This is a genomic window from Lacrimispora sphenoides JCM 1415 (genome assembly GCF_900105615.1).
Lineage (GTDB): Bacteria > Bacillota > Clostridia > Lachnospirales > Lachnospiraceae > Lacrimispora > Lacrimispora sphenoides.
Genome location: NZ_LT630003.1, coordinates 625,222 through 639,339, shown reverse-complemented (window position 1 = coordinate 639,339; position 14,118 = coordinate 625,222). Strand labels below are relative to the sequence as shown.

Annotated in this window: 12 protein-coding genes; 3 read left to right on the top strand and 9 right to left on the bottom strand. The window is 45.7% G+C overall.

Annotation, left to right across the window (positions count from 1 at the left end; genetic code table 11):
- The first annotated feature begins 2 nt into the window (after positions 1-2).
- Positions 3-806 carry an ABC transporter permease gene (locus BMX69_RS02770; RefSeq protein WP_100041508.1) on the top strand — a complete coding sequence of 268 codons (804 nt, stop codon included), beginning with the start codon at positions 3-5 and terminating at the stop codon, positions 804-806.
- Between the two features lie 11 nt (positions 807-817).
- Positions 818-1,603: an ABC transporter permease gene (locus BMX69_RS02765; protein ID WP_100041507.1), complete on the top strand. Its 786-nt coding sequence runs from the start codon at positions 818-820 to the stop codon at positions 1,601-1,603.
- Between the two features lie 70 nt (positions 1,604-1,673).
- Here the strand turns inward: BMX69_RS02765 and BMX69_RS02760 are convergent, their stop codons facing one another.
- The 9 genes from BMX69_RS02760 to BMX69_RS02720 form a co-directional block, all read right to left on the bottom strand.
- A complete protein-coding gene (locus BMX69_RS02760) occupies positions 1,674-2,024 on the bottom strand; it encodes a NifB/NifX family molybdenum-iron cluster-binding protein (RefSeq protein ID WP_054789814.1) in 351 nt (116 codons plus the stop codon).
- 17 nt (positions 2,025-2,041) lie between these two features.
- Positions 2,042-3,412 (bottom strand): MATE family efflux transporter, encoded by a 1,371-nt coding sequence (locus BMX69_RS02755; RefSeq protein ID WP_100041506.1) that lies wholly within the window; start codon positions 3,410-3,412, stop codon positions 2,042-2,044.
- A gap of 21 nt (positions 3,413-3,433) precedes the next feature.
- The gene (locus BMX69_RS02750) at positions 3,434-4,405 is read right to left on the bottom strand and encodes a glycoside hydrolase family 25 protein (RefSeq protein ID WP_330387604.1); all 972 of its coding nucleotides are present in this window, start codon (positions 4,403-4,405) and stop codon (positions 3,434-3,436) included.
- 33 nt (positions 4,406-4,438) lie between these two features.
- Positions 4,439-5,566, bottom strand: a complete 1,128-nt coding sequence (gene ytvI, locus BMX69_RS02745; RefSeq protein ID WP_100041505.1) for a sporulation integral membrane protein YtvI — start codon at positions 5,564-5,566, stop codon at positions 4,439-4,441.
- Positions 5,567-5,622: 56 nt separating this feature from the next.
- Positions 5,623-6,675 (bottom strand): histidinol-phosphate transaminase, encoded by a 1,053-nt coding sequence (hisC, locus tag BMX69_RS02740; protein WP_100041504.1) that lies wholly within the window; start codon positions 6,673-6,675, stop codon positions 5,623-5,625.
- Positions 6,672-7,880 carry a pyridoxal phosphate-dependent aminotransferase gene (locus tag BMX69_RS02735; RefSeq protein ID WP_100041503.1) on the bottom strand — a complete coding sequence of 403 codons (1,209 nt, stop codon included), beginning with the start codon at positions 7,878-7,880 and terminating at the stop codon, positions 6,672-6,674. The genes hisC and BMX69_RS02735 overlap by 4 nt, the downstream gene beginning before the upstream one ends.
- An 85-nt stretch (positions 7,881-7,965) precedes the next feature.
- Positions 7,966-10,944, bottom strand: a complete 2,979-nt coding sequence (locus tag BMX69_RS02730; RefSeq protein ID WP_100043750.1) for an EAL domain-containing protein — start codon at positions 10,942-10,944, stop codon at positions 7,966-7,968.
- 219 nt (positions 10,945-11,163) lie between these two features.
- On the bottom strand, positions 11,164-12,024 hold the full coding sequence (dapF, locus tag BMX69_RS02725) for a diaminopimelate epimerase (RefSeq protein WP_054789808.1): 861 nt from the start codon (positions 12,022-12,024) through the stop codon (positions 11,164-11,166).
- Positions 12,021-13,043 (bottom strand): D-alanine--D-alanine ligase family protein, encoded by a 1,023-nt coding sequence (locus BMX69_RS02720; protein ID WP_100041502.1) that lies wholly within the window; start codon positions 13,041-13,043, stop codon positions 12,021-12,023. The genes dapF and BMX69_RS02720 overlap by 4 nt, the downstream gene beginning before the upstream one ends.
- Before the next feature lie 145 nt (positions 13,044-13,188).
- On the opposite strand from BMX69_RS02720, the gene BMX69_RS02715 reads away from it, so the two are divergent.
- The gene (locus tag BMX69_RS02715; RefSeq protein ID WP_100041501.1) at positions 13,189-14,040 is read left to right on the top strand and encodes a helix-turn-helix domain-containing protein; all 852 of its coding nucleotides are present in this window, start codon (positions 13,189-13,191) and stop codon (positions 14,038-14,040) included.
- Positions 14,041-14,118: the final 78 nt, after the last annotated feature.

Below are 14,118 nucleotides of genomic sequence, written 5' to 3'. Positions count from 1 at the left end.
TCATGAAAAAATACTGGTCCTTTTTCCGCATCCGTTTTATCCACGGGCTTCAATACCGGGCAGCGGCCCTTTCCGGCATGGTTACCCAGTTCGTATGGGGAACTATGGAGATTCTTTTATTCCGGGCCTTTTATGAGGCTGCTCCGGAAAGCTTTCCCATGGAATTCCAGGCTCTTTCCACCTACATATGGCTTCAGCAGGCCTTTCTGGCCCTTTACATGACCTGGTTCTGGGAGTCTGAGCTATTTAATTCCATTACCACCGGAAACGTAGCCTACGAATTATGCCGTCCAATCCGTCTTTACCATATGTGGTTTGTCAGGAGTCTGGCTGTCCGCCTTTCCAAAGCAGTACTGCGGTGCATGCCGATCCTGCTGTTTGCCTGGCTGCTGCCGGCTCCTTACGGGCTAGCACTTCCCGGAAGCCTCCATACATGGTTTTTTACCCTTTTATCTATGACTCTGGGGCTTCTTTTTGTAGTCGCCTTTGGTATGGTGGTATATCTTTCCGTTTTTTACACCATTTCCTCCCAGGGAATTAAACTGATTGTTACCTCCCTTTCCGAGTTTTTAAGCGGCGCGGTCATCCCTCTTCCATTCCTGCCGGATGGGATCAGGGAATTTGTGAACTTTCTGCCTTTTGCATCGGCCCAGAATGTCCCTTTCCGGATTTTCGGCGGCGACTTGAAAGGACATGATATGTATGTCAGCCTTCTTGGACAGGTATGCTGGCTGGCGGTGTTCCTGGTTATCGGACAGCTTATGGAGCGCAATGCCTTAAAGCGTGTTGTGATCCAGGGCGGTTGAAAGGAGGAAACATGAATTCAATACAGTTATATAAAAAGTATCTTATGATACACTTAAAGAGCATGATGCAGCATAAGGTTTCTTTCCTTTTAACCACCATCGGGCAGTTTTTAATATCCTTTAACATATTTCTTGGAGTCCGCTTTATGATGGACCGATTTAAAGAAGTAAAGGGATTTTCTTATGGAGAGGTCCTGCTCTGTTTTTCCATTACACTTATGGCCTTTACCATCGCTGAGACCATCTTCCGAAGCCTGGATACGTTTGAAACCATCATCGGAAACGGAGAATTTGACCGCATCCTCCTCCGGCCAAGGGGCAGCCTGTTTCTTGTCCTGTGCAGTAAAATAGAGCTGACCAGAATCGGCCGGCTTTTGCAGGCTGTCGTTATGCTTGCCTACGGCCTGTATTCCAGTTCTATTATCTGGACCCCTGTCCGTATTATGACCGTTGTCCTTATGATCATAGGCGGGGTGGCGGTTTTCGCAGCCATTTATCTGATTTTTGCCTCCATTTGCTTTTTTACCCTGGAGGGCCTGGAGTTTATGAACATATTTACAGACGGAGCCAGAGAATACGGGAAATATCCCATCGGCATCTATGGGAAAACCCTTTTAACCATCTGTACTTACCTGGTTCCCTTTGCCCTGTTTCAGTATTATCCCTTTTTATATCTCACAGGAAAGGCCTCTGAATCATGGTACAGCCTCCTTCCTCTGGCTGCCTGTCTCTTTTTGGTGCCGGCCGGCCTTTTTTGGAATTTTGGACTGTCCCGTTACCAATCGACCGGTTCTTAAGCTGAAACAAAAAACCGGGGAGCAGGCGGAATCTTAAGATTCCGTTTGCTCCCCGGTCTTTCTTTACGGTTTAGTGCCCATCTTTTCCATGATGGCTGCAGCACGCATCCAGGTTATAAACTAAGCTGCCGTCCAATAAGGCTTCCACCGCAGGATCAGCTGTACCGGTCACTCCGGGGTACAACTGGATCCCAGCCTTACCTAAAGAGGTTCTGGCACCTTCTCCAATTCCCCCGCAGATTACGGCATCAGCGCCAAGTCCTTTTAAGAAGTCTGCCAATGCACCATGCCCATTTCCTTCTGTATTAACCACTTCCGCAGATGTTATTTTTTTCTCTTCTATCTGGTACACCTTAAACTGCTCTGTTTTTCCAAAATGCTGGAATATTTCTCCGTTGTCATAAGTTACTGCAATCTTCATAAAAACGACCTCCATTCTCAGGATCCTTTGTTTACCGCCCCACTTTTTTTAATGACCCGGTCAAACACCAAAAAAGTCACAATCAGCGACACGGCTACACTGATAAAATCTGAAACAGGCTCCGTATAAAATATCTTATCGATTCCAAACCAGATCGGGATCAGGGCAGCACCGCCTAAAAATATCACCTTCCGGAACATGGAAAGAGAAATTGCAACTTTTGCGACTCCCATTCCCACAAATCCGTCTACAACCGCATACTGCAGGGCCAAAGGTATGATGCCCATGGTATAAATCTTAATTGCCCATACTGTCAGTTCCACGTAAGCCTCATTCTTCGTAAAGATGAGGACAAAATACTTAGGAACCGTATGAGCGAGGATAAACATGATGGTAGTAAAACCAAGAGCCAGACCTGAAATATGAAGGCTTGCCTTTTTAATCCGGTCAGGCCTTCCGGCTCCGTAATTATAGCCTAAGATGGTCTGGGTTCCACCGGTAATTCCCCCAAGCGGCATGGTAACCATTAACATAAAGCTCTGCACAATGGTCATGCAGGTAAGGAGCATGTCTCCCTGGCCCTCTCCGCCAAAACGCTGGATCATCATATTTAAGGATATGATCAAAATATTATCAAACGCGATAATAAGAAAGGGGCTTAGGCCCAGCACCAGAACGCGCTTCATGACCTGCCAGTCGTAATTTCCAAAGGTGATCCGGATAGGGGGCTTGTTTCCAAACAAAAACCGGAGCACATAGATGCAGGAAGCCAACTGGGACAAAACTGTGGCGATAGCAGCTCCCTTTACTTCCAGACCAAACACAAACATAAATACCGGGTCCAGAATGATATTGCAAACGGCCCCCAAAAGAACCGACTTCATGCCGACCTTTGCAAAGCCCTGACAAATGATGAACTGGTTCATCCCCGTAGACAAAAGGGCAAAAATAGTGCCAAGTAAGTATATGCTGATGTATTCATTGGCATAGGAAAAGGTTGCCTCGCTGGCCCCAAACCACATCAAAAGCCTTCCCTTTCCCATAAAGGAAAGAACGGTGATCACCACCGATAAAATCGTTAAAAGTAAAAAACAGTTTGCTAGAATCTGGCTGGCTGCCCGATGGTTTTTCTCTCCCATGCGGATACTCATTAAGGGGGAGCCGCCTACTCCTACTAAAAATGCAACAGAAGAGATCATGGTTACAATTGGCCCGCAGATTCCTACTCCTGCCAAAGCAATCTCGCCTATTCCGGCGATGTTTCCTATGTACATTCGGTCTACAATGCTGTAAAAAACACTGACAAACTGGGCCAGCATAGAGGGAATCGCCAGTCTCCATACCAGTCCTTTTATTTGATCCGTATCTAAATTATTTTCTGTCTTCACGTCAAAACTCCATTAATCCGGTCACTGAACCATGGCTCCGTCAGAGCCAAAGGTATAGGTAACTCCGTCTATATCCATAGTCGTATCATGAATCATGATACCATTGGAATCAAGATAATACCAGGTGCCTCCCACCTGGATCCAACCAGTCTGCTTTATATAATTTTTAGTATAATACTGGTTTCCGTCAATAATCTTCCAGCCTTCCGAAGGGATCAGTGCATTATAATCCGCAAAGGAAAATTCAATGGTCACATCACCGTCAATTCCTTCCACTCTCCCCTGGTCCGTACACTGCCAAATAGTTCGGTTCTTGTAATTGTTGACGGAACCGTATCTGGCATACCAGACATCATACGGGATCTGGTTTATATCAATGTAATTGGTCAGCCATTTGTTATTGGCATAAACCACCGGCCGGTATCCTGCGTCTGAAATGGTCTTGCAGAATGCATTGATATTATCCGTTATCTGCTGCTTTGATAAATGATTATCAAGCAGGTACTGGGATTCCACATCGTATGCAATCGGATAGGAAATCTGGTAATCCTTCACCATCCGAAGCACATACCTGGCTTCCTCTACCGCAGTCTGGGTATCAAGAGCCTGGGTATAGAAAAACACGCCGGTCTTAAGCCCGCCTGACGCTGCGCCTGTCATATTTACGGTATAATAAGGATCCATGTCATTAAGATAACCGATCCGCACCATGGCAAAGGAAATTCCATCCTGTGCCACTTTCTTCCAATCGATTCCGCCGGTTAAGCCATTCTGACGGTTCTGGTACTTTGATACGGTAATTCCTTTTTCCAGCGCGCCTGCGATGGGAATACCGGAGGCATCCACATATTGCCCGTTTTCCAGCTTCCATGCCTCCGCAGAAAATCCTTCCTTCGGCACAGCCGTGGCTTTTAACGTCATCAGTCCGGCAACAAGACATAAGGCTATTCTTATCTTTGTATTCTTATTCATCATTTCCTCTTTCCTGTTCATGCTTTCCTGGCATACAGTATACCCACAGGGTATTTAATCCGGTCCCCTGCGAAACGCATTTAAATCATGGAGCAATGTTTTCACGCTGTTAATAATAGAATCAAAGGCTCCGAATTCATATAGATTTAAAAACAGCATACCAATGGGCACCGCTAAAATCATACCGGCAATCCCACTGATCTTAAATCCCAAATATAAAAACAGCAGTGTCATGAGGGGGTCAAGTCCCATGGTGTCCCCTACGATCTTTGGCTGTATGACCTGCCTTAATACCAGAGTCAGAACATAAATGACCACCAGGCCGATACCAAAGGCATACTCACCTTCAACAAGGCGGACCAATGCCCATGGAATCAGAATGGTTCCGGTTCCTAATATCGGCAGAAAGTCAAGAATCGCTATGATAACTGCAAGAAGAAGCGCATATTTTACTCCCAGTACCAGAAATCCAGCCGCCAGTACTGCGGCAATGACAAACATGATTTTAAACTGGGCAAGAAAATAACCGCTTACCAGACGCTTTGCATCTTTTTTAAGATACTGGTAATATTTTGTCCCTCCCTCCGGTATATACCGGCGAAGTAATTCCATAATCCTATCCCGATCCACAATAAACAGATAGGAGGAAAAAATCGTAACTATGGTATAAACCAAAGCTGCCGGAATGCTCTTTACCACATTTCCCGCCACCGTCACCGTAGGAGAAGCGATCTTCTGAACCATTACATTTAAATATTCGCCCATATGGGTAAAAAACTGGTTCACAGAATCTTGAATGTTCTGAGGCAAAAACTGCAAAAGTCTCTCCACCTGCAAAAGCAGCTTCTGGGTCTCAATCCAGGCAGATTCATAATACTTTGGAATATCTCTTGCAAATCCGGCAGCTTCATAAACCAGCTTAGAGATCAGGAAATAAAGCACTGTAATAATAAGGGCCAGCACTGCAACTACGATGAGCACAGAACTGTGTTTCCTGACAATCTTCAAACGTTTCTCCAGGAAGCGCACCAGAGGATTTGCAATGACCGAAATGATCCAGCCAATGACAAAGGGAAGGAAGAAATTTAAAATCCTCGGTCCCCATACACAAATCAAGTATATAAATAAAATCGGTATAACAATATTGAGTATCAGTCTGCAATACTTTCTAACTTTTTCCATTTTAATCACCCATTATATGATACTACCTAAAAGCTTTTCTGGCAAACGAAAAAAATCTAAAGAAATTCTTTTAAAAAAGTGTACAGCCCTTCCATCTCTTCATCCGTTCCTATGGAAATACGCAAATGATTATCAAGCCTTGGCTGATTAAAATACCTGACATAAATATCGTTTTCCCGGAGAGCCTTGTAGATCTCCTCTGCCCTGCGTTCTTTATGAGAGGCAAAGATGAAGTTTGCCATGGAATCCGGGAAAGTAAATCCAAGTTCCCCAAGCCTTTTTTTGGCCTGTTCCCTTGTGTATATGATCTTATCCAGAGTTTCCTTAAAATATTTGTCATCTTTAAGGGCTTTTGCTCCTAAAACCAGGGAAGGAATATTCATGGTATAGGAATTGTAGGAATACTTCACATCATTGAGTGCACGGATCAGATCCGGATGTCCGAAAGCACAGCCGATTCTCATTCCGGCCATGGAACGGGATTTGCTGAAGGTCTGCACCACCAGGAGGTTCTCGTATTTTTCAGTCAGCCTTAGCGCGCTTTCTCCGCCGAAGTCAATGTAAGCTTCGTCCACAATCACCACTGACTCCTGGTTATGGGCTATGATATCTTCTACTTCGGAAAGAGGCATAAGAAGACCGGTGGGCGCGTTGGGATTCGGAAATATGATTCCCCCATTTTCCCTGTAATAATCTTCCTTCCGGATGCAAAATTCCTCATCAAGGGCAGGTGTTTCATATGGAATCCGGAATAAATCCGCCCAAACCTTATAAAAGGAATAGCTCACATCAGGAAACAGGAGAGGTTTGCCGGAATTGAAAAAGGTCATAAAAGCTACGGCGATCACATCATCAGAACCTACACCTACGAAAATCCGGTCCTCTTCTATCTCATAAGCTTCTGAAAGGGCTTTAATAAGAACTGTGGCAGCCGGATCCGGATATTTGCGGAACCAGTCGCAGTCCATCTGGGCCAAAGCCTGCTTAACGCCGGGAGACGGCGGATAGGGATTTTCATTGGTATTTAACTTAATTAACTTCTCTCCTTTTGGCTGCTCCCCAGGTACATAAGGGGCAACTCTGCGGATGTTGGCTTCCCATGGCTTCATTCTGCTTCCTCCCTTTTTCCTGTAAGGCCATACTCCTCTGCTATCTTCTTAAATGCAGGCAGAGAGCGTTCGATCTGCTCATAGGATACGCAATAAGCGATCCTTACATAGCCCGGACATGCAAAGGAAGTTCCAGGCACCAGAAGTACCCGGTGCTCTTTGCAGGACTGGCAGAATTCCTTGTCATCAACAGGAGATTTTACAAATAAGTAAAAAGCCCCTTCCGGTTTGATGCAGTCAAACCCATATTCCTTTAAACTGTTGTAGAGTAGCTCCCTGTTCCTGTCATAGGCTTCCAGATTTACTTGGCTATCCACACAGCGGACGATCACCCGCTGCATAAGGGAAGGTGCGTTGACACAGCCCAGCACTCGGGTGGCAACAGCGGCGGCAGCTATGACCTTAGGGGAATCCTCCACTTCATCGGGAATTACCAGATATCCGATCCGTTCCCCAGGCAGGGATAATGATTTGCTATAAGAATAGCAGACTATGGTATTATGATAAAACGGTGTGACATAAGGAACCTCCACCCCGTCATAAGCCAGTTCCCGGTAAGGTTCATCAGAGATCAGCACAATCTGGATACCAAGCTCTGTCTCCTTTTTCATAAGGATGCCTGCGATCTCCCGGAGAGTTTCCCCAGAATAAACCACACCCGTAGGATTATTGGGAGTATTGATGATCACTGCCTTTGTCTTAGAGGTGATCCGCCGTTCAAACTCCTTTAAATCAGGCTGAAAGCTGGACTTATCCGGAGGTACTGTCACGAGAACGCCGTCATAATTCCGGACATAAGAACCGTATTCCATAAAATACGGTGCGAATACCACCACTTCATCGCCGGGATCCAAAATGGTTTTTAATATGACGTTCATGCCGCTGGCTGCTCCAACGGTCATAAGGATATTCTCCAGACGAAAATGAGTTCCAAACCGCCTGTTTAAGGACTGGGCAACTGCATCTCTCGCATCTTCAAATCCCGCATTGCTCATGTATCCATGGATGAAAGTGGTTTCCTCTTCCCGGATAATGTCAAGAATGGCCTGGTTTACCGCCGGAGGAGCCGGCACATTGGGATTTCCAAGGCTGAAATCATAGACATTCTCCCTGCCGTATACGGCAGCCATCTTCTTACCTTCTTCAAACATGGCACGGATGGCGGAATTGTTTTCTACAAGGGGTCTCATCTTGTCTGCTATCATAATCTTATTCCTTTCCCTGAAGTGAATTTATCTTCGCTCACTTGCGCTTACTTGCGCTCATTGTATCACAAGTGCCGGAAGCGGTCTATTCCAATTTCACACTTTCTCTATCTGAAATCTTACTGGACTGTATCAGAGCCAATCTTGCCTTATCACAGCAATCTTCAAAATTCTTCTCCTGCGCCTCGATCACAGCAAAGGCGGTATTGATCCAAAACAGAGGGTCTTTCTCATTTCCCTTAAGTTCCCGGGTTAAAGCATTTGCCACCCGCTTAAGCTTATGTTCCATATCACTGCTCCGGATATTTTTGCATAATACCATTGCTTCATATACACCATTCAGGCAGATGATATCATCTTCCCTGAAAAAGCGCTTTAAGCAGTCCACATAAGGTGCAAAAATCGGCTTTTCTGCCTTGCAGCCTTTTCTGCTTATATCTTCCGGCCCCAGGATCTCAAACAAAACCAGAGCAGAAGGCTGGAAGCGGCGGCGCATCACATAAGACTCCATCATGGAAATGGCGGCATGACGGTCGGGCAGCCTCTCAAAGGAAAGATCTCTCCCGGAAAGCCTCAGCACATCTCCTAATATTTTCTGGGAGTCCTCAAGCTTCTGGCGCTGCTCCATCTGTTCAGTCGCATCCCTTACCGCTCCATAGTACAAACGGTGCTCATCCTGTTCCCTTAAAAAGAATACGCGAAGATGTACCCACATCAGTTCCCCGCTTAGACGGTACTGCCGGAAAATACCTTCCCCTCCCCGGATCGGATTGCTGTATGCGTTCTCAAATATATTCAAAACCCAGTCTCTGTCATCTTTATAGATCCGGTTTAAGAGAAACCATCTGCGGTCTTCCATATCCACCGGATTATCTCCTGTAATGCGGTAATATTCCTGATTTACCCGGAGAACCTCGCACCGGTCCTCATACACTTCATACAGAGCGATTGCTCCAAGCATGTTATTTAACATCGCCTCACTGGTGATGTTCTCATTAAATAAGTCCTCCAGTTTCAGCTGCCCCAACTGGCGGGCCTGGATCCCCCCGTAATCCACGTGATCCTCCTGCATCAGGAGCTGCTCCGCTTCTTCCACAGGAAGCGGCTTATAATAATAATATCCCTGCCCGTAAATACAGCCGATATTTCTTAAAAAATCTACCTGATCCTTTGTTTCGACCCCTTCCGCAATGATCTTCATCTGCATGACCCTTGCCATTCTCACAATGGTCTCTAAAATTCCCATTCCACGGCTCTGGCTGTTCTCATTCATATCCAGGAATTTGGTGTCGATCTTAATGACATCGACATTGACATCTTTGAGCATGTTAAGTGAGGAATAGCCGCTTCCAAAGTCATCCATGAACACCGGAAAGCCTGCCCTGCGCAGGTCCTCCAGTACCCTTTGCATCTTATCATCATCCTCTGCATAAGCGCTTTCCGTAATCTCGATTTCCAAGTATTTTGGATCGATCTCGTACTTGCCCACCAATTCCTTGAATTTCTCCACGACATCAATGGCATAGATATCCATGCGGGACATATTGACGGAAATGGGTATCAGCTTTTTCCCGGCCTTCCCCCAGATGTTTAACTGCCTGCACACCATCTCCCAGATATAAATATCCAGATATGTAATAAACCCATTCTGCTCCAAAAGCGGTATGAACTTTCCGGGAGAGATCAGCCCACGTAAGGGATGCCTCCATCTGACCAGGGATTCCAGACCGATGATCTTGCCTGTAAGCATATTGCACTGGGGCTGAACGTAAAAAATAAACTCCTTCTTTTCCAGGGCGCTCTGAATTTCTGAGAGAAGGATCTGATCATTTTCCATCTTTTGTTTCATGCCAGGGTCATACCAGCCGATTCTCTTGGCATAATTGCCCTTTACGGAGTTCAGTGCAATGGCCGCCCTGTCATACATCATACTGACTGAAAGGCTGCGGTCCTCGATCCGGTAGACGCCAAATGCCGGAAGAAATCCTGCATTACCGCCATATTGTCTGGCATAGTAATTGATCTCGCCTTCCAGATTTTTTAAAATGGAGATATCTTCCGGAAGTATGACGACAAAATCGTCGCCTCCCATATACCCTGCGATGGACCCATACAGCAGTTCCAAGGACTTCAGATATTTACCGATCTTTATCAGGAACCTGTCCCCTTCCTCTTCCCCATACCATTCGTTAAAAAGTTTAAAATGCTCAATGTCAATGGCCACCATAAAATACCTTGTGCCGGATTGAGCTTTTAAAAGCTGCTCCGCTTTCTCAAAAAAAGGACCGTATCGGAAAAGCCCTGTCATGGAATCCGTTTCTTCCCGCTTTTCCTTAAGCTTTTTCTTTTCTTCCTCTTCCTGCTTCTTTTTTATGTCAACATCCTGGACATAACTCATGATTATAGGGTCCGCGCAATCCCCGCACCGGAACAAAACAGCGATCACACTGGTCCAGCAATAATTTCCGTCCACCAGCAACCTGCGGAATTCTCCCCTAATGATCTTTCCATTGGCATGGAGGCGGTCAAGCAGGGTAGGCCCATCCCAGAATTCCAAAAACCTCTCCCTGTCCTCCGGGTAGATCATGTAATCCGCCACCTCCAGGCACATGGCATCTAACTGTCCTTCCAGCTTGGGGATCTTAAATTTATCTTTCTGGTGAAACAGGATCCTATAGGAATTTGATGCAATGTTCAATTCAAAAAGCTCATCATAAACGGTGTTGTCCGTCAGATGATAAAAAAGATTCTTATTCTTTTCAGCCACCGGCCGGAACATGATGAGCCTGCATCCGTCGTGTCCCGGCCAGTCAATTGTGCCTGAGGATACATCCATCCAAAGCTCTGAGGCAGAATTATATAATATCACATGCCCGGACTTTCCCCCTGCACCAGGACAGTCTTTACAGGGTTCCGGTCCTTTCCCAACCCCCTGATAACAGTACATACCTTCTCTTAAATCCGGATAATATGATTTAGCCGCATCATTGAGATAAATGATTCTGTAATCCTGGTTAACTATGTAAATACCGGCTTCTACATTTTCAGCCGACATAAGATTCATAAGCCCCCGCCTCTCCTGCATCACATTATCTGCGACCATATAAATTATTGTAATATTATAGTATGAAAACGCTGATTCCGTCAACCGGTTCAGCCCCAGATCATGAAACAGGAACACGAAAGAGGCACTACGGTCCTCCGTTTATCCCAGACAGGGCAGTTCCCTCCTGCTCTGAGTTTACGGTGATCGTCGTGCCTGTTTTTTAATCATTATATTTAATTACCGGATCGCCCGCAGCTCCTCCGTCATTTCATGAGAAAGGGTAAATCTTCCCACGTAACCGACTTCTCCTGTCATCAGCACGCTGCCATCCTTTTCAATCTCTACCTCAAGCACGCCTCCCGGCATGTGCACGTACATTTTGGGATCTGTAAGCCCCATGCGGTATGCCGCACCAGCCGCCGCGCAGCCGCTGGTTCCAGAGGCAAGGGTATATCCGGCTCCCCTTTCGTAAATCTCAATTTCAATATTGGTCCTGTCCACAACCTTCAAAAGCTCCGTATTAATCTTTTCCGGGAAATAATCGGCTGCTTCTGAATGCTTTCCGATCCTGCAGGCCAGTTCCTTTGATATGTCATTCAGCCAGATGACGCAGTGAGGATTGCCTATGGTCACACAGGTAACCCGGTAAGGGATGCTTCCAAACATCATGGTTTCATTCAGTACCTCTCTCCTCGGCCCTGTTACAGGAATTTCATCGCTGTAAAAGCTGAGTTTTCCCATGGATACCTTTATTTTGGTCCCGGTCTCATTTAAGTACTGGATCGTCTGCTGCCCGCTTAATGTATTGACAATAAAGCGGTTTTTCTGTACGTATCCGGCATCCTTTAAGTATTTTCCAAAGATCCGGACTCCGTTGCCGCTTAACTCAGCTTCGCTTCCATCAGGGTTTAAGATTTTTAGCTCCAGCTTATCCTGCCCCAGAATCGGACCAACCAAAAGCCCGTCAGATCCGACGCCAAAATTCCGGTTGCAGATCAGCCGGACACTTTCCTCTGTCAGCTCCAATTCATTTTTATTGGGATCAAAAATCAGATAATCATTGCCCAGTCCATGGTATTTTTCCAATGTGATATTCATGATAGAACTCCTTTCCCGTGTCTTGCAATATCCTCACATAACTCATAATATGAAATTCCGGCAGCTAAAGCCTCCTGCGGAAGAAGGCTGAAAGGCGTCATTCCCGGCAGCGTATTGGCCTCCAGACAGTAAAGACTGCCATCTTCCTCCATGATGAAATCCACCCTGGAATAATAGCCAAGTCCCAGAGCGCGGTGGACCTTTAAAGCCATAAAACCCAAGGCCTCCTCCTCTTTTTCTGTCAGCCTTGCCGGGCAGACCTCCTCTGTCATGCCTGCCTGATACTTATTTTCATAATCATAAAACCCAGACTTTGGTATGATCTCGATTGAGGGAAGGGCCCTTTCTCCCAGGATTCCAACAGAAAATTCCCTGCCAGTAATTTTTACTTCCGCCAGTATCCGTTCTTCATAGGCAAAAGCAGAATCAAGGGCCTGCTCCCATTGTTCCTCCTTATCCACCATGGTAATACCTACACTGGATCCGCAGCCGCATGGCTTTACCACACAGGGAAATGAAAACGGTTCCAAAGGCTCCCCTCTCGTATAAAGACGCCAATCCGGGGTTGGTATGCCTGAAGCTTTCATCAGGAGTTTTGCCATAGGCTTATCCATGGCTTTTAAACACCCTTCATAACCAGTTCCGGTATAGGAAATGCCGTAAGCATCAAAAACGGCCTGTATCTGTCCGTTTTCTCCCGCCCCTCCGTGCAGGGCCAGAAATACTACATCTGCCTTACTGCAGATTTCAATGACCCGGTTTCCTATATATCCTTCTCCCCTTCGCTCTTCGCTCAAACGGTCAAGCTCCGGTACCTTTCTTCCGATTTCCCAGGAAAAGTCTGTACCATCTTTAAGGCTTTTAAAGCAGACCGCTTCTCCGTCAGCAACTCCCAGATAAGAATCCAGCAGGTAAACCTCATGTCCGTTTTTTATCAGAGCGTTTGTAATCATCGCACCTGAAGATAATGAGACTTCTCTTTCCGGGCTGTAACCGCCCGCCATCACGACTATTTTCATTCTTGTCTTCCTTCTGTTCCTGCACATTTGTTTTATATACTCCATTATATACAGCACTATTTATCATTTCCATCAATATAATGCTTTTTTTATTGCAAATTATGTTGTATTATAAAAGGCAGTATACAGGAGGATTAAGATTGATATGGACAACTACGAAAAGCGGGGATATTTAAACAGTGATTTCCGTCTGTTTCATCTGACCGATACAAAAAAACAGGATTTTGAATACCATTACCATGATTTTGATAAAATTATCATATTCATCCGGGGATCCGTGACTTACCGGATCGAAGGATGCGCTTATAAACTGAAGCCTTATGACATTATACTGGTCCGCCATAACGATATCCATAAGCCTGACATCGATCCTTCGGTGCCTTATGAACGGATCATCGTCTATCTTTCTCCCGGTTTCTTACTGGCTTACCGGTCCGAAAGCTATGATTTGAGCACCTGCTTTCAGAAATCGAAAGAGCTTCACTCCCACGTCCTGCGGATTCATTCCATGGAAAAGAGCGGCATATACCGCACATTGGCGAACTTAGAATATGCCTGTACCCATGACGGATATGCCAGAGATCTGTACTGCCAGGTGGTTTTTCTGGAATTCATGATCCAGTTAAACCGTGCCTCCCTGGCCAACCGGGTACAATACCTGCCCCCTTCCACCGGTGACCGGCGCATTTTAAACATTATGGACTACATCAACAATCACTTAACAGAGGAGATAACCGTGGAAACAATTGCAGAGGCCTGTTATATCAGCCGTTATCACCTGATGCACTTATTCAAAGGGGAAACCGGCTACACGCTGTTTGATTATATCACGGAAAAACGTCTGACTTTGGCAAGGGATCTGTTAAGAACAGGAATGACAGTTACCGAAGCATGCTTTGCCAGCGGTTTTAAAAACTACTCAACGTTTTTCAGAGCCTATAAAAAACACTATCACGTTTCTCCATCTGAAGCCATAAAAAAACGTGTAAATATATAAGTTTTTCTTAAGCTTCCTCTGCCCTTGTTGAAATGGTCAAGGCGTCATGCTATTCTAAGGATATCATATGATTCTTAG